This is a genomic window from Gemmatimonadota bacterium (assembly GCA_016712265.1).
In the GTDB taxonomy this organism is placed as follows: Bacteria; Gemmatimonadota; Gemmatimonadetes; order Gemmatimonadales; family Gemmatimonadaceae; genus RBC101.
Map to the genome: position 1 here is coordinate 1 of JADJRJ010000003.1, position 26115 is coordinate 26115.

Genomic DNA, 26115 nt, shown 5'->3' on the forward strand with positions numbered 1-26115 from the left:
GCGGGACCGGCAGCGGGTCAGGATCGAACCGGCGACCGGACTAGGGCGACGGGACGGACGGTGACGCCAGCCGAGCTGATCCCATCGAGCTCGGCTGGCGAATCTGCGTAACGTGACGCGAGTCGATCGACAGTTGCATTTGTGCCTGTCTGGTGAAAATTGCGACTCATTATGGAGCCGCTAGGGAGATTTATCGACCCGCCGAACGGGAGTTTCTTCCTTCTCGGGCCGCGAGGCACAGGGAAGACCACCTGGCTGCGGCAGCGGTTCCCGGAAGCACTAACCGTCAACCTCCTCCAGCCGGAGACCTTCCGGGGAGATGTCGGCGCGGCCGGAGAGGTTGCGCGAGCTGGTGCGCGGGAACCGTGAACGGCGGGACGTCGTGGTGGACGAGGTGCAGCGGATACCGGAGCTGCTCCATGTCGTACGACTTGCTCGAACAGCCCGACCCGCCGCGGTTCGTGCTCACGGGGTCCAGTGCCCGCAAGCTCCCGACGTGGGGCGTCAATCTCCTCGCCGGTCGTGCGGCCATGCGCGAGATGCACCGTTCCTCGCGGCGGAGCTTCCCACCTTCTCGTTGGAGGAGCGCCTGCGCACCGGCCTAGTCCCGTTGGTTGTTGGTGCGGGAGACCCGGCCGACGCCCTGTCCGCATACGTCGCAGCGTACGTCGACAGGGGCGTGCGCGCCGAGGGTTTGGTCCGGAACGTCGGCGACTCTCGCGATTTCTGGAAGCGATCAGCTTCTCGCACGGCGGTGTGCTGACGCTCAGCAACGTCGCGCGAGAGGCCGCGGTGAGTCGCAAGGTCGTGGAAGGTTACGTGGACATCCCTGGACGACCTCCTGGTGGCCTTTCGCCTGCCGGTGTTCAGCCGGCGCGCCAGTCGGGCCACGGTCTCGCACCCGAAGTTCTACTTCTTTGATGCAGGGTCTTCCGGGCGTTGCGCCCATCCGGACCATTGGATCGCCCAGCCGAGATCGAGGGGCGGCTCTGGAGGACTGGTCGCGCAACACCTCCGCGCATGGATCGCCTACTCGGGAACGTCGCTCGATCTTTCGTACTGGCGGACTCGCGGGGGACAGAGGTGGACTTCGTGGTATACGGCGAGAGCGACTTCTTCGCGCTCGAGGTCAAGCACGCGGATCGCGTGCGCACCGCCGACCTGAGCGGGCCTCCGGTCGTTTGTCACCGAGTACCCGGAATGCCGGCCCATGCTCCTGTATCGTGGGCAGGAGAAGCTGGAGATTGGCGGCATCCCCTGCTGGCCCGTGGACACCTTTCTCCGGCAGTTGCGCTCCCGGCGTCGACGCCGTACCTCGGCGACCGGCATAACGCCCGCGCGCGCCCAGGCGACCAGTATCGCACCTGGCCGCCTGACCCAGCAGCATTACCGCTTCGACGTCCGTGCGATGAACCGCGTCAGCACCTCGCGCCACTGCTTCAGCAGCGGCTCCTCCACGTACATCATGTGCCCCGCCGGAAAGTCCTCGCGTGAGATGTTGTCGCGCAACTCGGGCGGCAGCCCCATCCGGTCCATCGTCCATGACGCCGCGAAGTAGGGCGTTGCGAGGTCATAGATCCCGTTGATCAGCAGCACCTCGAGCTTGGGGTTCCGCCGGATCGCCATCGCCAGGTCCGGCGCCACGTTAGGCGACGCGAACCCGAACGGCACCCCAAGCCCCGCGCGCGTCCACCGCCACCCCGGCGTCGCCCCACTCGGCACATACTCGCGCTCGCCGTCGTAACCGAGTTCGGTGCGCAGGTAGGCGTTGAAGGCCGAGGTGTAGGCCGAGGAGAGTGCGGTCGATTGCGGATCGTGCGATGGAGAGGGCGAGAGGACGTCACCTGCAGGACCCGTGAAGCGCGCGTCCAGGCGTCCTACAACGAGTCCCTTGTCGCGCATCAGCTCCGCTTCGTATTGCGACGCCGTCACGCGAAGATCCGCACGATCGAGGAAGACCGGGTCGAGCCCAGTGTACTGGTGCATCTTCTGGATTACTTGTCGACGACGCGCCGGATCGAGTGTACCCGCGGCGAGCAGTGCCGTCGCGTATTCGGTGAGCGACCACTCCTCCACTTCCTTCATGAACGCCTTGAGGTCGCTCCGCTTGCCGCCGGGGAGCTTGCCGAGGTACTCCGAGGTGACCGCGTACGAAGGGAAGTTGACGATGTACGGCAGGTCGTCGCCCGGGGCAAACTGCAGCGTGTTGAACTGCGGCACCGCCGACACCAGCACAATGCCGTTGAGGTCGATGTTGGCGCGTTGTAGGTGGCCGGCGAGCACGGCAGACCGCGTGGTGCCATAACTCTCGCCCAGGAGGTAACGCGGCGAGTTCCATCGCTGGGTCTTGCTCAAGTACCGGCGGATGAACTGCGCGAGCGACGCCGCATCTTCATCCAGCCCCCAGAAGTCCGCGCCGCGCGCCGGCGCCACCGGCTTGCTGAAACCGGTGCCAATGGGATCGATCATGACGATGTCGGCCACGTCGAGCAGCGTGAAGGCGTTGTCCACGATCTCGTACGGTGGCGGCGCCTGTTGCCCAACAAGCGGCGTGCGTACGCGCCGCGGCCCCATGATCCCCATGTGCAGCCAGAACGAAGCTGAGCCCGGGCCGCCGTTGTAGGAGAAGATCACCGGACGCGCTGCGCGGTTTGGCGCGTTGGTGCGAGCGTAGCTGGTGAAGAACAGCTCGCCCGTCGCCTTCTCGGCTGTGTCCCGCAGGATGATGCTGCCCACGGTGGCGTCGTATTCCACGGCCTGCCCGCCGACCTGGAGGGTGTGGCGTGTGGTCCAGTTTGCCGGTTTGGGCTCCCTGGGCGGAAAGGACGACCGGGATCGCGAGGATGGTGAGGGCGGCGAGGAGGCGCTGGGGGGGCTTTCATATGGAAGGGGCGCTGGGGGCGTGGAAACATGGGCTCAGGTGTCGTGAACGCATGCGGTAAAATTACGCGGCATTCTTACCACATGCTTTCGATCGCGGAACTGATCGGCATCGCGACAATCACCGCAAGCGCCCAGCATCGGCGACGTTCGTGTTCACTCAGCTCAGGGCCTGCAATCGCTCGATGACGAGGCGTATGGCGTCCGAAGGAGCAAACGCATGGTTGAGGTGCGCCGCAGCGAGGTCCTCAATGGCGAACTCCTTGAGGAGGAGCCTCACCTTAGTCAGCCACATACTCCGCGACGTCGGGATTTCCCATGCGAACCTCTTCGACAAGAGAGGGGCGACACAGTAGGAGGGCGCAAATGTCCTCCAGGTCCGCGCTATAGAGCGGATCCGCGCGGCCGCGGTCCCTGAACGCCGCGAACTTCATCGCCAGCAGAACCGGCGCACGGACGTGCCGCAGCCAGCTCCCTGGTGCGATCTCCATCTCGTCGAACTCGCGGAGCGCGATGGCGTCCCATGGCTGTCCGGTGCTGCCGAACTGCCCGCCCGCGGGCACAAGATCGATGAGATCGCCATCAGGACTACGCCAGCGATGCGCCAAATGCCCCGATGCGATCTCCTCGGAAAACCCGGCAGTACGCAGGGCTTCCTGCAACGCACCGTGTGCCACGTAGTTCTCGGCGTCGATCACACCGTCCACGTCATCCGTGGGACGAGGCCGCCGGATGAGAGACAGGTGTGCAGCAGCGGCGCAATGGAGCCACCGATGAGGACCACCCGTTGCGCGAGTGGCCCGAGTGCCCGCGTCACGCGCGCGAGTCTCTGCCGCACCGCCTCATCCCGGTGGGAGGAATTCACGCGGCGACCGATGGCGACTTGATCGCCTGGCGCAACAGCTCGCGCGCCGCGTTGCGCTCCCGCGCTTGACCCACGCGGAACGCGTCGAACAGGGTGAGGAGCCGGTACGTCTCGGGCGAGCGCTCGCGAAGCCCCGGCGCACCGTGATACAGCGGTTCAAGTGCCTGCCCCATCATCTCGCCGTCGGGCGAGGGCCAGACATAGGGGTCGCTCGTGCCGAAGACGGACGACAGTGCCTCGGCGGCGTGCGCCGTCGGGACGCCCCGCGCCGATGCCGCGAGGACCGCAGGAAAGGCGTAGCGGGCGCCATGCAGCAGGAACTCCTCCAGGGCGAGTCGATTGACCCGCTTGGAATCCGGATGAAGGAGCTGTGCCATACGGAGTCGCTCCACGGCCTGATGGACCTGGCTTGACGCGACGCCGAGTTCCTGCGCGAGGCGCTGGTAGGTCGCGTCACCCTGCAGAAGGCGAAGCGCGACGACGAGGTCGAGGGGGGCTAGTCGCATTGGTGGCGCATTCTAAAAAGAAGAATACACCATTCGACGATCGGAGGCGAGCGCTGGGCACGCGCCTGCCTCCAGACGAGCTGAACGATATAACGTATTGGTACAGATGACTTTACATGATGTCGCCAACCGCCTGTTCCCTCTGCGGGGTGGCCGGGATCGCACCGGACTCCGGGACCTGCCGCGGGTGGTCTCCGCTCGGCTCGGCACCGTGACGCCGCCTCACATCGTCGGCTTCAGCTTCTTCTCCAGGTACGCCGCCACCGCCACGTTCACCCGCTTCTGGTTGGCGTGCTGCATGAAGTGGTGCGTGTCATCCACGATTGTGATCTCCTCCAGCTCCACCCCACGCGCACGCAGCCGCTGCACCAGGTCCACCGTCTGGCTGAAGCGCACATTGCGGTCGTCGTCGGCATGGATGAACAGCACTGGTGACCGCCACGTGCTCACGCTGCTCACCGGGGAGCTCTCCCAGGCGAGCTTGCCCATCGCGTCGACCGTGGTCGAGGGGCGCTCGAAACGCCAGGCGCTCCCGCCGAAGCGGCTCCCCCCCTCGCTGGTCATGTCGTGCACGCCATGCACGTCCACACCGGCGGCGAAGAGGTTGGAGTTCCTGCCTAACGCGAGTGCGGTGAGGTACCCGCCGTAACTTCCGCCGTAGATCCCGATCCGTGCCGGGTCCACCCCGGGCTGGCGTCGGAGCCACTCCCCGGCGGCCTTCACGTCGATGTACTCGCTCGCCCCCGCGATCCCTGCCTTCGGCGGCCGCTGGAAGTCATGGCCGTAGCCAATGCCGAGCCGGTAGTTCACCGAGAGCACCACGAAGCCGCGCGACGCGAGGTACTGGTTCATCGCATAGGCATTCCAGTAGTAGTCACCGTAGTGCCATCCCAGCAGCATCTGGCGCGGGGGCCCGCCGTGCACGTAGACAACTGCCGGGCGCCGCACGCCGGCACCTCCCGCCGGCTCGAAGAGCTGCGCGTAGACCTTCATCCCATCCGGTGACGTATAGACGACCTGCTTCGGCGTCACGAAGCGGTTGGCATCGAACTCCGCCGGCACTCGGTCCGCCCCCATCCAGGTGCGCGCCGCCCCGACGGATGTTTCGGAGACGTAGGGCACCGGGGGACGCTGCGCGGTCGCCCCAATGGCGGCCATTCGCCCTGAAGCGAGCGGCACCGGCGTCCACTCCAATCCCGTCCCGGGAGTGATCACCTCAAGTTCCACCCGGTCGACCGCCGCGCGCACCACATGGCGACGATCGATGTCACCCGGCGTAGACCCGGTGTTCCCCGAGTACAGCACATGGCGACGATCCGCACTCAACATCACATGCTCGGCGATATGATCCCCCGGCGTGAGGAGGATCGGCGTGTCGCTCCCGCCAGCCGTCATCGAGTAGAGATGCGACCAGTTGTCCTGCATCGACATGAAGACGATGCGATCACCGGCCGCCCAGTGCAGGTTCGTCCCGCCATGCGTGCTCGGCACACTCCCGCGCAGCGACCGTTCGCTCCGCCAGCGCTCACGCGCTTCGCCCGTGCGAACATCGGCGACCCAGATGGCCCATGGGTTCGGCTGGATCTCGATGTCCGCGGGTGGCGGCCCGCCGGCCCCCGGGCGCCGCACGAATACGATCCGCGTCCCGTCCGGCGACCAGCGCGGGCTGCCGTCCCGGTTGGTCGTGGGCGCCAGGTACTGGATCGGTGTCCGCTCATCTATATAGATGGCGATGTACGCGTGGTCCCCGCGGCTCGACACGAAGGCGATGCGGCTGCCGTCCGGCGAGAACTGCGCTTCCCCCGCGCTGCCCCGCTGCTCGAACAGCTTGCGCGCCGGCGTGCTTCCATCGATCGCGATGCTCCAGAGCTGGCGTCCGCGCTCGAAGACCACCACGTCCCCCTTCGGCGAAATGACCGGATTGAGACCGTCGCCGAGCGAGATGGGGGTGCCTCCCGCAAACGGTGCCGCCCACATCTCCACCTTTTGCGGCATCGGCGTGCCGGTGGGATTCACCGGGAGGGCGTCGTCCCAGTTGGAGCCGAAGTCGCCGCCGCGCACGTAGACCACCCATCGCCCGTCGGGTGAGACGGTGACGGCCGAGAGTTCCTGGCCATCATCCACTTGATAGTTTGTTAGCCGTCGCGCCGTGAAGGCGGGGCCTTCCGCGACATAGATGTTGCGCTGGCCGCGCTCGTTGAGGGTCCAGGCCAGGCGCTCCCCCGAGGCCGTGAGGTTGGTGGGGAACGGGGGGCTCATCACCTGGTCGATGGTGAGGGCGCCCTGGGCGCGCACCGGGAGGGTGGCGAGCGCGGCGGCGATTGCGACGATGGCGAGGCGCCGGGGGTGGGCGAGGAGGGAGAGCATGGGGGACGCGGGCTGGATGGAGATCTCGATGGTAGCTCCGGAACCGCGGGCTGTCAGGTCTCGGGCAGCAGCCCCGTCTCGATGGCGCGGTTGTTGTAGCGCTTCGCCAAGTCGTCGAGGTGGCGGAATCCAGCGTTGTCGGGCCGTGCCGCGTCCAATTGCCTATTTCACAGCCGGCTGATTGCCGGTTGTCAGCCGCCCCCTCGAATCAGATGCGGGGTGTTCTGCCGGAGAGCAATTCGCGGATCGGCCCACGACACGCCGCCGCCCACCACTCAGCGACCCGGTAGCGAGGTTTCCACTCAGGGCGAACCCGGGCGAAATCGCCGTGAGGTCAGGACTCCAACTCAATACCCACCGGGAGCGGAAGCACCCCGCCCGGTCGACCAAAGTGCAGCCGGAGATCACCTGGCGGGCCTACTGACTCATCATCTGACGGCACTACGAATACCTTGCGGGTCGCGTGCCAGTAAAGACAGCCCAGCTCCTCGACCGGGCGCGCGCGCGCAAAAACCTCGGTGGCTTCGAGGATCGCAAGCCACGCCGATTTCGCCGCAATGAGATCGACCGGTCGCGTCAGGTGGAGCCGCTCGAAGTCGCGAGCGTGATACCGTCCACGCCGGCGCAACAGATCGAGGAGCGAGAGCGGGCTGAAGCCGGGATCCTTGCCGCACGCCGCCCAGACCAGGGCGGGTACCGGGAGGACATGCTCGTGCACGTACAGGATGTCCACGAAGTCCCGCGGTTCATCGCGACCGGCCAGCGCCAGCGTCTTGTTGATGGCGAGGTCGATCGGGTGGAGGAGGTACCCACCGAGCGGATCCGGCACCGGCGGCAGGAATCGCCACGCCGTGTCATGCGCCCAGTCCACCCGCGTTGACTCGTTGTCGCGACTTATCAGGGCTCGCAGGAAGCCGGGCTGGCTCAGCTCAACATGTACATCGAAGCCGGCCGTCCTCAACGTGGCTTCATCAGCAGCAAAGGCCTGTGCCACCCGCTCGGCTGAGTCGTGGAAGAAGTCGAGGTGGGCGCTATACCGCTGGGAGTCCGGCGCGAAGTGAATCGCGGCGCCGCCTGCGAGGTGACTATCGGGCGTTCGATGCGGCGCAACGCAAGCCAGGATGGCCGACTGCAGCGGTGTTAGCGGCACAGCGCCCTGCCCACGGCGAACGCTTCACGATCACCGTGACGCATGAGCTGCTCGGCAACCCAGGGCACGTCATCGGCCCCGATGCTCAGGTCGGGCCGATACGACCAGAAGCAGCGGGCATGGAATCGCCGATAGGCACGCCTCGCCTCCCGGACGCGGACCATGAGTCGCGCCGTCTCGGGATCGAGCACGCGGCGGCTCTTGATCCCGCCCCGACGCCCGATTGCCGCGAGTTGTTCGCGAGACATCACCATGGAAGGGACGGAACGGCGCTTATGATGTTATGTCAATAGCCAGTAACGGCTTATGATGGTGCCGCCGGGCGGGCTATCGGGGCTGCTGGTTCCAGATGTCGGGGCGGAGGGGAGCTAGGCCCCCCCACAACGACCACCCGGGTCGCCATCCAGTAGACTTCTGGGCGCTCGACGCGTTGACCCCTCACCCCCGGTTCCGGCCAGGCCCACGGCATGACATCGCCTCGATTCTCGGACCAGACGGCGGACCGCATCCTCCGGCGAGCGATCGAGCTCGCCGATACGCGCAGCGGGTCGACGACCCTGACCGACCTCCGCGACTCCGCGCAGCAGCTCGGGATTCCGCCCGAGTACGTCGACCGCGCCGTGGAGGAGGCCCTGGAGGGCCGCGTCGCGGCGGCGCCGCCGGTGACACAGCACGCGGAGCCTGCGCCGTCGTCCCAACGATGGCTCTCGCAGTTGGCGCGCCATGCCGTCGTGGGGCTCTGCGCCATTCCTGCCCTGGCGATTGCGAACCGCTTCTCGTTCACGTTCCCGTGGCAGTACCACAACTCCGTCGAGGGGCTCACCTTCGGCGCCCTGCTCCTGGTGATCGCGCGCGTCGTGAAGGCCCCGGTCGCACTGGTGATCGCCGCATACCTGATGCTGGTCCATCTCGCCCTCGTGATCACGACCCTGCGTGACGATCGTGGCTACGGATTGTATGGCGGCGCGCCGATTGCAGCCGCGCTAGCGGCCGCGCTGGCCGGCGGGGCCACGGCGCTCTGGTTCACGTCGCGTCGCAGGGCGGAGCGCAGGGCCCTGGCGGAGTCCGGGAAGGACGCCCGCCGCTCACCCTGAGCGCAACGGGCCACGCGTCGTCACAGGCTCCTCCCGCTTTGCACCTGCACACCGACAGCATCCGCGTATGGACATCCTTCCTGAGCATCTCCGCCACGGCATCCGCTGCGACGCCTGCTGGCCACCGTCCTTCGACGCGGCGTGGGAAGCCCGGCGCCGCCTGACGGAGGAGCATGTGTTGATCGACGAGTCGCACTACCGGGTGCGGATCCTCGCCTGTGCGACATGCGGCCAACGTTTTGTCGCCGTGTTCACCGAGCGCATCGACTGGGACAACGGCGAGGACCCACAGGAGTGGTACCTCGCCCCCATCTCGGCGCAGGAGGAAGCGACGCTGCACGCCGAAGGGGAGGGACTGAGTGAATCCACGATCGAGGCCGCGGCGGCGGGGCGATACGTGCTGCGGCACGAATACCCATCCGGCGGAGAACCGCGGACATCGTGGTCGCCGATCCTCCTGATCGGTCCGCACGACTGAGGATGCGCGCAGAAGTGTCTGCCCCGTGCAGCTGAAGGTGCTGGTGCCGAGCTTCAAACATCCTGACCGAATCAGGTTGCGCGTCGGCTGTGCGGCCGGCTCCAGAAGTCTCCTGTCAGTGCCTGCGTAACGGGTCGCCAAGCCGGCGTATTCGCTCCTTCCGATCGCACGCGCCCCCCCGCAGATTCGGACGCATTCCCACCCTTGTCTGCACCGGGCTGCCGCATTGTCTTCGCTATCCCCTGCCGCTCTCGCGTTCGTTGAGAAGCTCGCCGCCGGCCACGGCGGCACCCCCGGACTTAATGTCTGGCTCGTCGCCCTCCTGGAGCGCTACGGGCCGATGGCCGAGTCGCTGGTGCGGGCCCTCTCGGCCGCTGAGGCGACCGTTGCGCTCCGCGCCTCCGTCGCACGCGGAGAGACCGGGCTGCCGCTGCCGGCGAGTGAACTCGTAAACCGCGCGAGCGAACACGCCGCCGCACAAGGGAAGGCGCTTGGCACCGAGCGTGACCTGCTCGCAGTGGTACTGGAGAGCGCGGGATACGAGGTCATTCGACCATCCGGGAAACCGTCCGCCCAGCCCGCCGCACCAGGCGTGCGGCCCGAGGCCACCGTCGCGCCGACGTCGCGGCCGACGCCGACCCTCGATCGATATGGCCGCGACCTGACTCGTGCAGCCCGGGAAGGCCAGCTCGGCACTGTCGTCGGTCGCAATGAGGAGTTGGACGCCATGATCCTCACCCTGTGCCGCCTCACCAAGCCGAACCCCCTCCTCGTCGGACCGGCTGGCACCGGGAAGACCGCCATCGTCGAAGCATTGGCGGCGCGCATTGCGGCCGGCGCTGTTCCTCCGCGTTTGGCAGGCGCACGCATCGTCTCCCTCCAGCCCTCGGCGCTCGTGGCTGGCGCTGGCGTGGTCGGTGAGCTGGACAAACGAATGGAAGCGGTGGTTGCCGAGGCGAGCCAGCCTGGGGTGATCCTCTTTATTGATGAGGTGCACGCGCTGATCGGGGCCGGCGGTCGCGAGGGCACGGGTGACATGGCCAGCATGCTGAAGCCCGCGCTGGCGCGTGGAGCCATCGCGTGTATCGCAGCGACCACGGACGATGAGTATCGCCGCTTCATCGAGAGCGACAAGGCACTCGAGCGGCGTTTCCAGCCGATTCGTATCACCGAGATGACCCCGGCGATGGCGCTGGATGTGCTCCGGGGGATTCGGCCCCAGTACGCAGAAGCGCGCGGGATCCAGGTGAGCGATGACGTCCTGGCGTGGCTGGTCACGACGGCCGAGCGGCGTATGCCCAACCGACGCTTTCCGGACAAGGCAGTGGACCTGTTGGACCATGTGGTTGCCCACGCATTGGCGGCCGGCCTCACGACGGTAGACGTCGAGGCAGCCACGGAAGTTGTTGATCGCCTCCTCGGCGGAAGCGACGCCCCTGCGGACGCGCTGTCGCAGCTCGCGTCCGAGCTCGTCGACCAATGCGGATTGGACTCCGATGCGGTGCAGTCCATCGTTGAGCGACTCGGCTTCACGATGCGCGGCCTCGATCTGCAGGCGTCACGCCCCAACCTCGTCGTGGCGCTCGCCGGTGATGCCGCGGGAGCGGCCGCGGGGGTCGCGCAAGCACTGGCACAGCACGTATTCAGCGACGCCAATCGCGTGGTGCATATCGACTTCTCCCGGTTTGTCGACGAGGCTGGACTCAGGAGCCTCCTGGGTTCCCCGCCCTCGTACGTCGGCTACTCCGATCGGCACGCCCTCGATGGCGTCGCGGAGAACCCGTGGACCGTCGTCCTCTGTGAACGCATCGACGCGGCCCATCCCTCGGTTCGTGGTGCGTTCGTCCCCGCACTCACGCGCGGCGTGCTCACGGATTATCGGGGGAGACGGATGCACTTCGCCGACACGATCGTGGTCCTCACCGCAGAGTCCGTGGAAGCCGATCGCCCGCAGGTGGGTTTCCACTCGTTCGAGGCATCGACGGGACGCAACAGCCAGGACGACGACCTGGCGACGTCGCTGTTCGGCGAGGCTGGCGGCGGGTCCGTTGACCTGGTGGTGCGCAACCTCGCCCACCGAAACCCCGCCACCGGCGCGCACGCGATGGTCGAGCGCACGCTCAATCGGCTGCGAGGGCGGCTCGCCGAGCATCGTGTTGAGCTGCGGTGGGACGCGCCGGTGGCGTCGTGGTTCGCAGCGAAGCCAGGCGATGGCTCCGTGAACCTGGAGTCCGTGGAGCGATTGATCGAGCAGGAACTGTTACCCGAGCTGGTTCGCCATCTCCCCGAGGTACCGCTCGCCAACTGGCGCGTGCTCGAAGTCCGGATGGATGGCAGCACGCCCCAGGTCATTGTGAGTCACCTTCCCCCAGACCGCGGTACTTCCACCGCATAGGAGCCCCACGCGATGGCGATCACCTTTGAGACCGAACCCCAGCGCGCGACCTATGAGCGCGTGGCGACCATCCTCCGCGACGAGTTCGGGAAGCAGGCCACGCCGCATCCGGAGCGTCCGCTGTTCATGTTGCGCACTGGCTCGGCGATGACGCAGGTGCATGTGGACCGGATTGGCGATGCGGCGAGCGTCGTCCGCGCCCTCAGCTGGGTGGTGACCGGTGCGGAGCAGTCCGGGGAGCTGCACAAGTTCCTGCTGGAGGCGAACCTCTCGGTGCGCTTCGGGGCCTTTGCCATCGACGGGGCGGGCGACATCATGTTCACGCACGCGATTGTCGGCGAGGGGCTGACGAGCGATGCGCTGATGTTTACGGTGGTTGGCGTTGCGCAGATTGCGGACGAGTATGATGACCTGATCGTCCAGCGGTTTGGGGGACAGCGTTCCTCCGATCGGGCGTAGCGGACCACTGCCGTTGACTCCATGCCTCTCGCTCCGTCGGGTCCAGTGCGCTACCTTGGCGCACCTTTCACCAGCATTCGCTGAGCCCTGATTCACATGTCGCGCATAGGGCTTCCCGACAGAGATCTCGACAAGCTGGTCGCCCTCGTGGCCGATGGGCGAGTCGTCCCCATTGTCGGCGATGGCCTCCTGCAGGTTCGCACCGTGGACGGTGATCGGCCCGTTGCCGAGGTCGTCGCTGCTGCGGTGGCGGAGCGGATTGGGGTTGAGTTCGCGGGAGAGTCACTGTCTGACCTTGGGCACACCTTTCTCGCCGGGAACCGCAAGGCAACCCTCGACGACTTCCGGGATGAAGTGCACGACGTCGTGTCCGGTGCGACCTGGGAGCCATCGGATTCGCTCCGCGCCCTCGCGCGGATCCGGGGCCTGCGCCTGCTCCTCACGACGGGCTTCGATCCACTCCTGGCGACCTCGCTCCGCGAGGTAGACGGGAATGCCCCCCTCGTCGGCGCCTTTGCCACGAACGCGCGGCACAAGGACCTTCCATCGGGATGGCAGGCCGAGCGAACTGTCTACCACCTCTATGGGCAGTCCGACCGGGTGAACCGCTTTGCGGTGACGGAGGAGGACGTGCTCGAGACGCTCCTCCAGCTCCAGGCGCACGAGCCGATGTTGCCTGAGCTGACGCGTGCATTGCAGCAGGCGCACCTGCTCCTGCTTGGCTGTCGATATCCTGATTGGTTATCTCGCGTGTTCTTGCGCATCGCGAGGCGGAAGCGCTTGGCAGACGGTAGACAGGAAGCGGAGTACCTCGCCATCGAGCCATCGCCGGGTGACGCCACGCTCGTCCGGTTCCTCGAACAGTTCAGCACCCGCACCGTTGTTGTGCCGGCTCCGCTGTCCGAAGTCGTCGAGGTCCTGGCTGAGCGCTGCAGCACACACTCGGCGCAGCCGCCAACGGAGGCGGAGCGACCCCCATCGGTCTTCATCAGCTATGCCAATGAGGACCGTGCGATGGCTGAGGCCATCGCAACGGCCCTGCAGGTCCACGGCCTGGATGCATGGCTTGACAAGGGTGATCACCCGGAACGCTTGCACGCCGGCGATGACTTCCGGCGCCGGATTCGTGAGCGCATTGCCGGATCGGAGTTGTTTGTTGCCGTTCTTTCCCCGCGTGCTGCAGCTCGCCCGGAAGGATTCTATCGCCGCGAGTGGGAATGGGCGCTCGAGCGGGCGTCGGCTATCGCGCCGGACGTGCCGTTCCTCGTTCCTGTTGCCCTGGATGGGTTGTCTTACCGGAATGCCGGGATTCCGGAGCGCATGCGCACGGTCCACTGGATTACCGCGAACTCCGGCGGCGCCATGGACGTCGTGGCAGAAGAAGTAAAGCACGCGATTCGAACGGTCCGGGCCCGCCGGGCCAGGGGTGCCGCGTGAGGGTGGTGGAGAGAGTGCAGCTCGACGCCGCGCAGCCTTGGCCCGGGCTCGAGGCGTATCCCGAGACCGGGCGCGCGTACTTTCACGGCCGGGGCGAGGAGAGCGAACGGCTTCTCGCACTGGTCGAAGCGCACGCGCTGGTGCTCCTCTACGGGGAGTCCGGACTGGGCAAGACTTCGCTTCTCCAAGCCGGAGTGTTTCCCCGACTTCGCGAACGCCAGGTCCTGCCGGTCATGGTGCGGCTCGATCATTCCCCAGGCGCCGCTCCGCTGGGAGCGCAGGTTCTGTCGTCCCTTTCGTCCGCGCTTGATGCGGCCCGGATCGACGGACCCCGTCCCGTCGACGGGGATCGACTCTGGGAGTACGTGCACCGGGTCGACACGCTGCTTTGGTCGCCCGCCCAGCAGCTGGTACAGCCGCTCATCGTCTTCGACCAGTTTGAAGAGCTGTTCACATTAGGAGGTGGGTTGGCACGACCGAGCGTGAGCGACTTCGTCGATGAGATCGCCGAGCTGGTCCTTGATCGTCCGCCCGTCCAGGCGTCCGCCCGCAACGCGTCGTACGACCGGTCGCGGCCCACGCCGCATGTGCTCTTTTCGTTCCGCGAGGAGTTTCTTGCCGAGGTTGAAGAGCTGCTGCCACAGTTCGGCACGCAACTGCAGCGGCGTCTCAGGCTTGGGCCCCTGAGTGTCGAGCGCGCGACCGAGGCCGTTCAGCGCGCCGGTGGGGAACTTGTTTCGGCGACCGTCGCGCGGCAGATCGCCGCCACGGTTTCGGGCGGCCGAGCGACGGTGGAGCCTTCACTACAGTCCGTCTACTGCCGCGAGCTGAACCTGCGGCGGATCGAGGCAGGTCATTCCACGATCACATCCCAGCTGGTACGCGACGTAGGGGCGACGGTGCTGCCGGCGTTCTACGCGCGGAGTGTCGAGGATGTACCTGCGGAGGTTCTCGCGTTCGTCGAAGAGCGACTGCTGACCGAGGGTGGGCGGCGCAACATTGTGACGCTTGAGGAGGCGCAGTCCGTACCGGGGGTGACGCGCCTCGCCTTAGAGCAATTGGTGACTCGCCGCATCATCCGGATCGAGGCGCGGTTTGGGGCGGAGCGCGTGGAGCTGACGCACGATGTCCTCGCGCCGATCGTGGCCGAGTCACGAAAGGTGCGAAGGACAGCGGCGGCGGAGAGACGCCTGGCTCAGGAACTAGAGGATCAACGCGCGGTGACCGTTCGGGTGGACGGTGAGCGGCGCAGGTGGCGTCGGCTCACCGCGGCGGCGGTGACGCTCGCAGTGGTCGCATTGGGATCCTTGGTGGCGGCGGCCGTACAAACGGCGCAAGCGCGCGCAGCGGGAACGCGAGCAGTAATCAGCGAGCGCTCTGCGCGTGCAGCGGGTGACACTGCACTGCGCGCTCTGTTACAAGTAGCCACAGCTGAGTCCGTCGCGGTTGTCGCTAGAGACTCGGCGCGTTTGGCAGCAGCTGAAGCGCAGGAGGCACTTGGGCGTGTGCGGCACGCGGAGCGCGACCTGATCGGGCTCCGGGCGGATGCCTTTCTGACTGCGGTTGGGCTCAGTGCGACAGCGCGCGATAGCATCGGCCATCTCGCCGCGGCGGTGGCGATTGCGCCGGAGTTGGCACCCGCGAGTTCGGCTCTCCTTCTCGCCCTTCAGGGTCTAATGCCACCGATTGCTAGTGCTGTTCACCGAGACCGGGTATTGGATGGCGCGGTTAACTCGAATGGAACGCTCCTTGCCACGGCGTCCCTCGATGGAACTGCGCAGACGTGGAGTGTGCTGACGGAGCTTCCCGTTGGGCCGCCATTGCGACACACTGGCCCAGTGGTGTCGGTGTCACTTAGTCCAGACGGGACGAGGCTCGTCACAACGTCGTGGGACAGTACTGGACGCGTGTGGGACACGCGAACCGGAGCTGCCTTGACTCAACCGGTGCGCCACGAGAGGGCGGTGCGCTCGGCCTACTTCAACTCAGACGGCACGCACGTTGTAACCGCGTCATGGGACGGCACCGCGCGCGTGTGGGATGCGAGAACCGGGTCCGCCGTAGGCCCCCCGCTGCGACATTCAAGGGCCGTAACTGTCGCGAGGTTTAGCTCAGACGGTGCACGAGTAGTGACCGCCTCAGAAGACAGTACCGCGCGCGTGTGGGACGCACGAACGGGGACGCCTCTGAGTCCGCCTCTTCGACACATGGACGAAGTGGCCGATGCCGCGTTCAGCCCGGATGGCGCGCGAGTGGTCACGGCTTCCAGGGACTACTCGGCCCGCGTGTGGGATGCTCGAACAGGAGAGGCAAACGGCGCACTCGTCCGGCACAACTTGTGGATTCACTCCGCGGCATTCAGCTCAGACGGCACGCGCATTGTTACGGCTTCCTGGGATAGTACCGCTCAAGTCTGGGATGCGCGAACTGGAGCGACTATTGGCCCTAAGTTGCGCCACCACTCTGCGGTGCTTGCGGCGTCCTTCGGCCCGGACGGAGCGTACGTTCTAACCGCCTCCTGGGACGGCACAGCGCGCATTTGGGACGCCCGAACCGGCGTGGTGAGCGGACCACCGCTGTTGCACAGAAGCGTTATCGGTTCGGCCGCCTTTAGCGCGGATGGGAGGTTCGTAGTGACCGCCTCGTGGGACAGCACGGCGCGTCTCTGGACCGTACCGCGAGGGTCGGTACTCAGCGCCACACTTCTGCACAGAGGCGGTGTCCGCGCTGCTGCGTTCAGCACGGACGGATCGCGGGTGATCGCCGCCACGTTCGACAGTACGGCGCACCTGTGGGACGTGCGTACTGGCATGGCGTTGGGAAAGCCCCTACGCCATGCTGGTGTGGTATGGAATGCGGCGTTCAGCCGTGACGGGGCAAAAGCTGTGACCGTCTCGCGAGATGGTACTTCACGGCTTTGGGACGCGCGAACCGGCGCAGCAGTGGGTCCGCCGATGAGGCATCGGAGTGACGTGACTGCTGCCGATTTTAGCCCTGACGGGAAGCGGGTGGTGACCGCCAGCCTGGACGGCACGGCGAGGATCTGGGACGCAAAGACGGGGATGTTACTTGTCTCATCGATTCAACACAGCAGAGGATTGCATGCAGCCGCCTTCAGTCCGGATGGTAGACGAGTAGTAACTGCATCTCGCGACAGCTCAGCCCGCGTCTGGGATGCTGAGAGCGGACGGGCTCTGACTCCCCCCCTCAAGCACACTGGTGAGGTAACTCACGCCGTATTCAGTTCCGACGGAGCTCGGGTGGCGACCGCCTCGAGGGACAGTACCGCGCGCACATGGGACGCGCGAAATGGGACGATCTTGGGCCCACCTCTCCGTCACCAAGGTGAGGTCAACACTGCGACCTTCAGCCCCGACGGAGATCACATCGTGACCGCTTCCGATGATCGCACGGCGCGTGTATGGAAGGTGAGAGAGGGGGTGCCAAGCGCACCGGCGCTACAGCACAATAACTACGTGAGGTCGGCCGCCTTCAGCTTAGACGGATCGCGTGTGGTAACGGCCTCGTGGGACCGTACGGCTCGGGTGTGGGACGCTAGAACAGGGGCGGCGTTGAGCGCGCCGCTGGAGCATCAGTCGTGGGTGCGCTCTGCGGTCTTCAGTGCGGACGGAGCACGCGTAGTGACGGCATCAGATGATGGTACAGCGCGGATATGGGACACACGAGGTGTTACGCCTCTCCGTCGCGACGAACTCGTTGATCTGGCGGAAACGCTCATTGGCGGTAGAATGCGCAACATCCTCGATTTTCGGTACTTGCCTGCAGCTGAGCAGGTACGTCGGCTTACTGAGTGGCGGCGGCGTGCTCGTGGCTGGACCAACGCCCCCGATGGATCTTTTGAGCAATGGGTGCACTGGTACTTCAGCGACCCTACGACTCGACCAGACCAGCCTGGTCTTTGGCGCAGCACTCCCTAGTTGAAGCGACCTTGGTCACGGCGGCCCGTTGACCTCGTTGCGTGGCCCTTCGTTCGGTTGACGCAACCACCGATGGCTGGTTGGAAACTGTTGGTTTCGAAGCACATCAGCCCGGATCGCTGACCTCCTTCGTATACAGCACCGTCCACTCCGCGGCCTCCTGAACAAAGTCCATAGCCACCCGTTCGCCCAAGCGTAGCGCGTCGTGCGCCCAAGAACCGGGATCCGTTGAGGGGTCAGCCTGATGCGCCGCGATTCGCCTCACGACCACGTCGGCATCGTGAACGCGCCCGCCGTAGACATGGAAATCGCTGAACGACGCAGGGACCCCCACCAACCGCTGCGCAACGAGCCAGACGATTCCCAAAAAGCCAGTGAAGCTGGTCCAAGCGCGGGTCCAGAATCGCACCTTGGCATCTCCCTTGTGCCCCGGCTCCCGCCCGGCAAGAAGAACCCGCATCACGGCGGAACGCTCGGCGAGGCGTTGACACTCAGACTGAAACCGCAGGCCACCAAGCGCGGCAACGATTGCGGGCAGTACCGCTGAGATCAGGATCAGCCAGGGGGTGGCTGAGCCACCCCCGATTTCGTGGACACCTCACGCACCCTAGGTTCGGGGTGGAGGTGGCACATGACGAAGCAGGGACAGGGCAGTCGCGGCGGGCGTCGGGTCCGGCGCGCGTTTAGCACCGAGTACAAGGCGGAGGCGGTGCGGCTGAGCGCCGGGCGGCGGGCGCCAGCCTGACCCAGATCGCCCGCGAATTGGAGGTCCGACCCGATCTCCTGCGGCAGTGGATCCGGGCGTTCCCGGCGACGGACGGGGCGCCTACCGGCGAGACGCCGCAGCAGGAGTTGCAGCGGCTGCGGCGCGAGGTGATGGTGCTCCGCCAGGAGCAGGCGTTCGCAAAAAAAGTGGCGGTGTACTTCGCGAGGGAGTCGCGATGAGGTACGCCGTGATCACGCGCCACCGGCGCGAGTTTCCCCTGCGACTCATGTGCCGTGTCCTCGAGGTGGCCCCGTCGGGGTACTATGCCTGGCGCAAACGGTCGCCGAGCCTGCACGCCATCGCGGACGAGCTGCTGATGGCGCGTGTCCGCCTGGTGTTCGCCGAGAGTGGCGGGACCTATGGCGCGGTCCGCACGTGCGAGGAGCTGCGGGCGCAGGGGGTGCCGACGAGCAAGAAGCGCGTCGCCCGACTGCAGCGCACGGCCGGCCTGGTGGCCCGGCCGCCGCAGCGGCGCCGGATCGGGACGACCGACGCGCGGCACGCGCATCCGGTCGCCCCCAATCATCTGCAGCAGCAGTTCACGGTCGCCACGCCGAACACGGTGTGGGCAGCGGACATCACGTACCTGCCGACGCGGACCGGGTGGGCGTACCTCGCGGTGGTGCTGGATCTGGCGTCGCGGCGGGTCGTGGGCTGGAGTGTGCAGGAGACCTTGCTGGCGACGCTGCCGCTGGCGGCGCTGCGCATGGCGCTGGTGACGCGGCGGCCACCGCCGGGGATGCTCCATCACTCGGACCGGGGGAGTCAATACGCGGGGGGAGCGTACCAGGCGCTGTTGGCCGCCCACGGCATCGTGCCGAGCATGAGCGGGACCGGCAACTGCTATGACAATGCGGTGGTGGAGAGTTTCTTCTCGACGCTGGAGTTCGAGCTGCTCCGGCAACAGACGTGGGCGACCCCGGGGGAGGCCCGGGAGGGCGTGGGGCGCTACATCGAGCGGTGGTACAATCCGCGCCGCCGGCATTCTACCTTGGGGTATCGCAGTCCGATGGAGTTCGAAGCGCAGGTCCTTCAGGCCGCATAGCGCGGCTCAACCCAGTGTCCATCAAACTGGGGGCAGCTCAACCCAGGGAGAAGCCACTTTCCTTTTCGCCGGCCGACCTGGCGCCCACCATGACACCGAGGCCCACGCCCGAGAGGACCTTCTCGTTCGACGCAGCGGCTGCGACAAACGGGCCAACCCCTCTCGTTACCGGACGGGCCGCGTTGTGCCAGAGATACTTGTGAAACTCGAAGACAGCTCGGGGTTGGTCCCGAAGATCCGACTTCGCCCGCACCGTTCCATTCACCAGCTCGGCCTCATTCACATTGGCGTCCCACCCGCGGGAGAAGCCGAGTCCGAGGCCCCACTTCAATCCAAGGAACGCGTTCTCGGCCTCAGCGATACGCATCTCCGTTTCAGAAGGCGCGACCCAGACAGCCATGAGCTCTCGCACTTGCAGGGCCAACTCTGGAGGTGCGGATGCAACTATCGCGGCAGCAACCACCTCCGAGCAGTCAAAGTGGGCCCTGGCGGTGTCGACGCGTGCTGCCACACTGATCTCCTTCCCCGTTCTCTCCCCGACCTTCGCCGTGGGGCACGCAGCATCAGCCAAGCCGACGAGTCGCGCCATCTGGCGATCGTCCAACGCGCGTTTCACTGCCTCTACGTCCAATCGGGCTACCTGAGCTCCCGCGCGCCCCACTCCCACGGCTAGCAGGAGTGCCACCACTAACGCCTGGCATCGTATCGTCATAGCAGCTCCACTGCTTAGCGGTCGCCCTCTGAGCCTCTCAGAAAGCACCGCGACTGGCCGACCCACCGTTGGCTGCTCGGACGACACTCTGCCGTTGCATTCCGGGCTGTTGAGCGGTGCTGTGGTGCGCACGATTTCCATCATATCATTCTCCAGCGAGTGCGCCCGGTGGCGCAAAGTGTTGGCTGCACAGGACAGGGCGAAATCTCCGCGCGCGCACTCCCCCACGACAGGGGCCAACCAAGGGGCGGGCGCTCCTCAGGATGGTCGGTACATCAACTGCAGGGTGAAATATCTCGCGAAACGCGATTGGGGGTCCCCGCGCCTTTCATACTCGCGCCCACGGTGAATGACCAGTGCAGATGCCATCACGGACCGAAGCTCCAGCTGGAGGCCTCCGCTCAGCTCGAGCAGGCGTGGGTTCAGGGTAATCGGCCTTTCGGACAGCGTGGCATTGCGCCACACGCTGCGCACATCCGCGCCGGCGACGACCGCCACTCGTGGTCGGGGCGTTGCATCAATGGTGTCTCGGGACAGCGCGCTCAACCGCCTGAACGCTGGAGCGATCGCGCGAATCTGCGTTAGGGGGAGGGTAGTACCGAAAGGAGAGAAGCGACCAACAATACCCGCAGCGGCACCGGCGTGCGTCCGTCCGAGCGTGGTGCTCCCGCGCGCGGTGAGGTCTGCGCTCAGTCCACGGTGGTCCGGGTCCTGAGTCGCTCGCGTTTCGGCGATACGCAGAGCGCCATCCACAAGCACCGCAGCATGCCAGCGGTTGGTGAGCTGGCGGTCCCAACCGTCAGGGCGCGACGAGGCAGTGGAAATGAGCCAGTGAGCCATCCGCTGCGCCCCTGCGGCACCTGACGCTGGGCCCAGGACGCCGACCTGGGCCTCGCTTCCTATCGACCAGAAGCGGTTTTGTGCGTCACTCGGATGAATGATGTCGGATCGGCCGGCGAGGAACAGGGTTCCTGCAAAGGGGCGATCGTCCAGCTGGCGGTCCCTCTCGTAGATGCTGGTGGGCGTGTGCATCGTCTGAGAGAGGCTGACCATGGTGGTCCGACAACTGGACGCCACCATAGTGACCAAGCCTCGGTACGGGCAGGCAGGGGCGCCGCGGGCGAACCCTAGGTGGGCCAGACGCAACACGCGACGCACCCCCGGCACCTCGCTGACCACAACGCGTAGTCCGTTGGTATAGCCCTGGTCGAGCCAAGGCAGGTCGTTCTCAAGGACGAACCCGAACAGGGGAAGAGCTGGCGCGCCGGCAGTTCCACCGACCTGCGGCACGCCGAGTGATCGCAGTGGAAACGTCGCGCCGAGGGTGAATGCGCTCCCTTCAGCATCCTTTGAGGCCTCCGAGTATCGTCTTTCAGTCTGCGGATCTGGCTGATACTGAGCCATGCGGAGGTATCGGTATTCCGCATACAGGCCGAGATCGCCGGGGCCTCGAAACTCGAGGAGCGCGCCGACTGACCACGGCCGCGCCGCTCGGTTTGCATGATCATCACCCTCACGTCGATCCCATCCGCGCTGCAACGACCCCGGGGCCACCAGAATACCTGCGTGCATCCCGCGTCCCACATGGCCGCCGATTCCCAAGGAGAAGCCGACGTCGCCGATGGAACGCTTCGGGTCTGAGGCGTCACAGAGCCCCGCGCGAGCTTCCGCAGTCGTACATGGACCTGCGGGATTGCTCGCCTGTAGTCTGAAGTCCACCAGGCCGCGGAGGGGTCCGAGACGCGCAACGTAGCCACGCAGTCCGATTGCGGCACCACTCGCACGCTCGGTCAGGCCATCGGCGCCGACCTCCATGAGCGCGCTTCCCAGCAGCAACCGTGGTACCTCAGCGCGCGGCTGCGCGAACACGCTACATGGAGCAGCCAGAATCACACTGGGCGCCAAGCGACGCCAGACTCGGGCGGGTCTTCCTACTTGCTTGTTGGCCGTGGCCCATCCGATCATGGTTCCCCCTCGATGAGTGTCATAGCATCGGGAATAGTCGCGCCCGCGACAGTTGAGAAACGTGCTCCCAACCGTGCTCGCATCGCGTCGATCACGGCGACGACTCGGGCACGGCTGTCACCGAAGTGAATCGGGGACGATGCATCGGTTAGGCCCGAGGCGAGATTGAGGCATCCTACACTCCAAAGGTAGTCTCTGGCAGGGTGGATGAGGATCGCAGTTCGTTGACCTGTCCCAGTCAAGAGAAGGCCCGGACGGGGGATCGCCGTGGCTTATCCCACTGCTGTATCCTGACGTGCGGTACTTCGGGCCAGCCTGTATGGCGAGGGGATACTCTCCTGCCGCGATGCGCCGATCCCGTGCATCACCGATCGCCGTCGTATTGTCGCCGGGGCCATCTCGCTCAACGACTTGTCCGCTGAGGAGGGGAAGCGCGACTCCGTCCCAGTAGCAGGTGTAGGTGCCGACAGTGTGAGCGTAGTGCCGTCCTGCACGTCGCTCCACTCGCGTACGGCTGACGACCATTACGAAACGAGACTTCGGCAGTGACACGTGTGACCTCTTCGCGCATCGTGGGTGGTGGATCGCCTGCAGGTACGGCTTGCGGTTGAGGTACGTGTCACAGGGGTCGGCTCAGGAGGTCGCAATTGACCTGCCTCCCTCCCCTCCGGGAAGGTCTTGGTCCAACCCTGCAATGCCGGCCCCACATGTCGGCTTTGCATTGCGGCCGTCGTGATCTTGGTGCTTCTGTATAGTCGGAGGTACCTTGGTTGGCGTTCGTGTGAGGATGCCCGGAGCGACCCGCTTTCCTTCATTTCGTGGGTCAATCGGCTCAGCGGCGTTTCTGCAAGCTCCATGGTAGTCTGGCCACTCAGGCGGTGGTGCTTCTGCATCTGGGGCTTGGCACGACGATGTACAACACGCTGTAACCTTGCACACACACGGCGGCAGCTCTGGACGCGTAACCGTAAGCAGTGACATCGCATGACACTGACTCGTGCACGAGAGCGCGGGGCGTTCCGCTCACCTGCGCTCTGAGATGAGGGCACCGACGCCCTGAGTTCTTCGCGCGCCCGGTGCTCGTCCACCCCGCCCTGTCAGGTCAACGTGCCACGATCGACGAATCGAGGCTGCGATATCGTGGGTCGCGTCGAAGCGATTGCAGCTCCAGCATCGTATGCAGCCACTGGTCGTGAGCCGAGCCCTGGCGCAGTGACTCTCTAAGCAGGCTGATGGCGGAGTCGGCCTGAGCCAGCATCGCCCGAATCCGGGCCTCCGCCATACGAGCTTCTCCATACACGTACTTCGTCGTATCCATCGACAGCGCGTGCGCTACGGCCAAGGCTGTGGCGGTATCGCCGCTGAGCAGTGCGGCAGATCCGTAGGTCCCAACGCCCTCGAAGGTCAGCTGATGCGCGTGATACGCCGGCTCCAATGTGCGCCGCGCCTGCGCCGGCTCATCCGCGAGCACCTGCAGCGCCGCTCGCTCCTCGAGGCTGAAGGTGCTTGCCGGAGGGGCTGCAAACGCCTTTCGCGCCAGGGCACGTCCCATCGCGGCGTGTCCATGTGCGTTCGCCTCGAGTGCCGCAGTCAGCCAGAGCGATCCTACGGGGGTGTTTCGGGGGTCGGAGGTCAAAGTCGCCGCGTCGGCGAGTGCGCGCTCAACCTCCGCAGCGTTTCCCAGCGCTGCGGCTGACCGAACGGTCGATGCCAGAGCGAACCGTCGCGTGGGGTACATCCGGCGCGCCTCCGCCGCATATCGGACTTCGGCACGCAGGTCGCCCACCTGGTGGTAGGCAGCGGTGATCAAGTCATACCAGGCCACGAACCCTCGCATGGCACCCGCCGCCGGATCCAGCGATCGCAAGGCTACGATTGCCTCCGCGTAACTGCCGTTCTCATAGGCTGCCACCGCATAGTTGTAGACCGCCTTCGTCCCCGGCGCATCTTCCGAGAGCCACCGTGCATACTTGAGGGCCGCCTGCTGGTCGCCGTTGAGAAGAGCCAGGCGATACTCGACCCAGATACGATGCGTGGGGCTGAGAGCGTCGCCGGACGACCTTGCCAGCCGAGCCAGGGAGTCCGCCTCGCGAAAGCGGCCGAGATTCGATTCCGCGATCGACGCAAACAACAGAGGCACAACAAACGAACTGTCGAGCCGTGCCGCTTCTTTCATCTCCCGGGAGGCATCGGGAAATGCGTTCTCGACATAGCGCTCGAGCCCGCGGCTAAACGCGAGGTATGCCTCATAGCGAGGAGGGGTCGCTCCAGCGGCCGCATTGGCTGCGAGCCGGGCATCGAGGCTCGAACCAAGCAGCCCCTGGATACGGGAGCGCAGTTCGGCGATGCCGGGCATGGGATTCTCCATCGCGGCACTAACCGGCGTGAGTAACCCGAGGAGTTCGCCCGATGCCACCCGCCGTACCTCGGCGTGAAACTGTAGCGAGTCCCCGAGCCGGTAGACGCGACCGGTCACCAGTACCTCAGCCGAGGTGGCCGCAGCGACATCAACGGCTGACAGCACCGGACCGCCCTCGGACGAAGACCGCAAGAGCTCGAGCATCGACACGGTCGGCACGACGCGCGCAAGCCCGGTGCGGGCGAGTCCCTCGTTCATCCAGTCGGCGGCGAGCGCGCCGACAGGACGGAGCTCGGTATCGGCGGCCGGCACTTCGAAGGGGACGACTGCCACGCGAATGGGGACGTCGGCGGAAGGACCCGGGGGGCGCAGCTTTGCGAGGGCGCCCCCGAGTGCGAGGACCCCGACCGCTGCAGCCATGAACCAGATAGTTGGGCGACGGACGGTCCTCCCCTTCCTCATCGCCAGCACAAACGACCCCGCGCTTGGGTAGCGATCTGCAGCCACAGGACTGAGGGCGCGTTGGACCGCCTCTTCGATCTCCGGCGCCACGCGCGGACGCACCGTCCGGATCGATGGCATTGGGTCCAGCACTTTGCGTCGCAGGATGCCGCCCGGCGTTGCACCTTGAAAGGGCGGGGCCCCCGTGAGCATCTCATAAACCACGCAGGCCAGGGCGTATTGGTCTGAGCGTGGATCGAGGACCCCGTCAGCCGCGTGTTGCTCGGGGCTCATGTAGGCCGGTGTGCCGATAGCCAGCTGCGAGTACGTCTCGGGATCGTCGACCGACCCCTCAACCGCCTTTGCGATGCCAAAGTCCGACAGAAGGGGCGTGCCATCGGGTGCAAAGAGGATGTTCTCGGGCTTGACGTCCCGATGGACTATCCCTGCACCGGCCGCCTCGTCCAAGGCACTGGCGATGGCGTGCGCCACGCGCAGCGCCTCTGCGACTGTCGTAGCACCGCCTTTGCGCAGTCGGTCTCTCAGCGTGCCTCCCTCCAGCAAGGGCATACACAGGAACACTGAGGTAGCCGTCTGTCCCCATCCGATGACCGGAACGATGTTGGAATGTGAGATCCGGGCAGCAAGCTGCACCTCACGCAGGAAGCGCTCGCGGGCGAGTCGTCCTCCGAACTCGGGGCGCAAGACCTTCACCGCAATCGGGCCCTCGCCTGGCCGTTCCGCGCGGAACACGCGGCCCGCGCCCCCCCGTCCGAGCTCAGGTCCGACCAGGCTCCCCTGCGGAAAGGCCCGCTGGAGCTCCGACCTCAGCTCGTCCCCACCCTCGTTGTCGGACGCCATCCGCGACTCGGCCCCTGTCGAACGTTGTCCCTCAGAGTATAGACTCGCCGGAAGCATCGCGCGAGACGCAGGACCCACCCCTCAGCAAGGAGACGGCAAGTGACTGAACCCACCCCCAACGGACCGCCGCTTGGCATACGCCGAGTGAATCGGATGCTGGTCGACGACTTCGTCAACGACAAGGTGCCGGATCCGTTCTTCCGCATCGAGCTCGACATCCCCCTCGGGGGCGACGCCGAAGGGCTGCGAAAGCTCCTAGTTGATGGCGACCACCCCGGTGTGATCAGACTGCTTGAGGGTAAACTCCCGAAGCCAGGCGGGTCGGCCTCAGAGGCGATTCAGGCCCAGTATCATTCAGCCGTGGCCGTGATCCGTTCTGCTTTTGGAGCTTAGTCGC

18 protein-coding genes and 1 pseudogene are annotated in these 26115 nt (G+C 66.1%); 8 read left to right on the forward strand and 11 right to left on the reverse strand.

Translation table 11 applies throughout. From position 1 onward, the window contains the following. Positions 1 to 1386: 1386 nt before the first annotated feature. From IPK85_00205 to IPK85_00235, 7 genes are all read right to left on the reverse strand, one after another. The gene (locus IPK85_00205; GenBank protein MBK8245828.1) at positions 1387 to 2754 is read right to left on the reverse strand and encodes a peptidase S10; all 1368 of its coding nucleotides are present in this window, start codon (positions 2752 to 2754) and stop codon (positions 1387 to 1389) included. Positions 2755 to 3161: 407 nt separating this feature from the next. Next, positions 3162 to 3578 carry a hypothetical protein gene (locus IPK85_00210; protein MBK8245829.1) on the reverse strand — a complete coding sequence of 139 codons (417 nt, stop codon included), beginning with the start codon at positions 3576 to 3578 and terminating at the stop codon, positions 3162 to 3164. Next, positions 3575 to 3718 (reverse strand): hypothetical protein, encoded by a 144-nt coding sequence (locus IPK85_00215; GenBank protein ID MBK8245830.1) that lies wholly within the window; start codon positions 3716 to 3718, stop codon positions 3575 to 3577. The genes IPK85_00210 and IPK85_00215 overlap by 4 nt, the downstream gene beginning before the upstream one ends. A gap of 23 nt (positions 3719 to 3741) precedes the next feature. Beyond that, entirely contained in the window at positions 3742 to 4251 is a 510-nt protein-coding gene (locus IPK85_00220) for an AsnC family protein (GenBank protein MBK8245831.1), read from the reverse strand. Positions 4252 to 4473: 222 nt separating this feature from the next. Continuing rightward, positions 4474 to 6618, reverse strand: coding sequence for a S9 family peptidase (locus IPK85_00225; protein ID MBK8245832.1), 2145 nt, complete (start codon positions 6616 to 6618; stop codon positions 4474 to 4476). 334 nt (positions 6619 to 6952) lie between these two features. Next, complete coding sequence (locus IPK85_00230) at positions 6953 to 7768, reverse strand: hypothetical protein (GenBank protein ID MBK8245833.1); 816 nt, start codon at positions 7766 to 7768, stop codon at positions 6953 to 6955. After that, positions 7759 to 8022, reverse strand: a complete 264-nt coding sequence (locus IPK85_00235; protein ID MBK8245834.1) for a hypothetical protein — start codon at positions 8020 to 8022, stop codon at positions 7759 to 7761. Before IPK85_00235 ends, IPK85_00230 begins: the two co-directional genes overlap by 10 nt. 213 nt (positions 8023 to 8235) lie before the next feature. On the opposite strand from IPK85_00235, the gene IPK85_00240 reads away from it, so the two are divergent. The 6 genes from IPK85_00240 (at position 8236) to IPK85_00265 (ending at position 17569) form a co-directional block, all read left to right on the forward strand. Beyond that, positions 8236 to 8862 carry a hypothetical protein gene (locus IPK85_00240; protein ID MBK8245835.1) on the forward strand — a complete coding sequence of 209 codons (627 nt, stop codon included), beginning with the start codon at positions 8236 to 8238 and terminating at the stop codon, positions 8860 to 8862. Positions 8863 to 8929: 67 nt separating this feature from the next. After that, positions 8930 to 9340 (forward strand): hypothetical protein, encoded by a 411-nt coding sequence (locus IPK85_00245; protein ID MBK8245836.1) that lies wholly within the window; start codon positions 8930 to 8932, stop codon positions 9338 to 9340. 226 nt (positions 9341 to 9566) lie between these two features. Next, complete coding sequence (locus IPK85_00250) at positions 9567 to 11735, forward strand: ATP-dependent Clp protease ATP-binding subunit (GenBank protein ID MBK8245837.1); 2169 nt, start codon at positions 9567 to 9569, stop codon at positions 11733 to 11735. A 12-nt stretch (positions 11736 to 11747) separates the two neighbouring features. Then, positions 11748 to 12194: a YbjN domain-containing protein gene (locus IPK85_00255; protein ID MBK8245838.1), complete on the forward strand. Its 447-nt coding sequence runs from the start codon at positions 11748 to 11750 to the stop codon at positions 12192 to 12194. A gap of 96 nt (positions 12195 to 12290) precedes the next feature. Then, on the forward strand, positions 12291 to 13631 hold the full coding sequence (locus IPK85_00260) for a toll/interleukin-1 receptor domain-containing protein (protein MBK8245839.1): 1341 nt from the start codon (positions 12291 to 12293) through the stop codon (positions 13629 to 13631). 14 nt (positions 13632 to 13645) lie between these two features. Then, positions 13646 to 17569: a hypothetical protein gene (locus tag IPK85_00265; protein MBK8245840.1), complete on the forward strand. Its 3924-nt coding sequence runs from the start codon at positions 13646 to 13648 to the stop codon at positions 17567 to 17569. A 106-nt stretch (positions 17570 to 17675) separates the two neighbouring features. On the opposite strand, the gene IPK85_00270 is transcribed toward IPK85_00265, so the two are convergent. Beyond that, positions 17676 to 18032, reverse strand: a complete 357-nt coding sequence (locus IPK85_00270) for a hypothetical protein (GenBank protein ID MBK8245841.1) — start codon at positions 18030 to 18032, stop codon at positions 17676 to 17678. A gap of 168 nt (positions 18033 to 18200) precedes the next feature. Between IPK85_00270 and IPK85_00275 the strand changes: the two are divergent. Then, positions 18201 to 19380 (forward strand): annotated as a pseudogene (locus IPK85_00275) (IS3 family transposase). Between the two features lie 37 nt (positions 19381 to 19417). Here IPK85_00275 and IPK85_00280 read toward each other — a convergent pair. The 3 genes from IPK85_00280 to IPK85_00290 form a co-directional block, all read right to left on the reverse strand. Next, positions 19418 to 19747 (reverse strand): hypothetical protein, encoded by a 330-nt coding sequence (locus IPK85_00280; GenBank protein MBK8245842.1) that lies wholly within the window; start codon positions 19745 to 19747, stop codon positions 19418 to 19420. Between the two features lie 603 nt (positions 19748 to 20350). After that, positions 20351 to 21496, reverse strand: a complete 1146-nt coding sequence (locus IPK85_00285) for a DUF2219 family protein (protein ID MBK8245843.1) — start codon at positions 21494 to 21496, stop codon at positions 20351 to 20353. A gap of 1663 nt (positions 21497 to 23159) precedes the next feature. After that, on the reverse strand, positions 23160 to 25718 hold the full coding sequence (locus IPK85_00290) for a protein kinase (GenBank protein ID MBK8245844.1): 2559 nt from the start codon (positions 25716 to 25718) through the stop codon (positions 23160 to 23162). A 153-nt stretch (positions 25719 to 25871) separates the two neighbouring features. Here IPK85_00290 and IPK85_00295 point away from each other — a divergent pair, with 153 nt between their 5' ends. Then, a complete protein-coding gene (locus IPK85_00295) occupies positions 25872 to 26111 on the forward strand; it encodes a hypothetical protein (GenBank protein ID MBK8245845.1) in 240 nt (79 codons plus the stop codon). Positions 26112 to 26115: the final 4 nt, after the last annotated feature.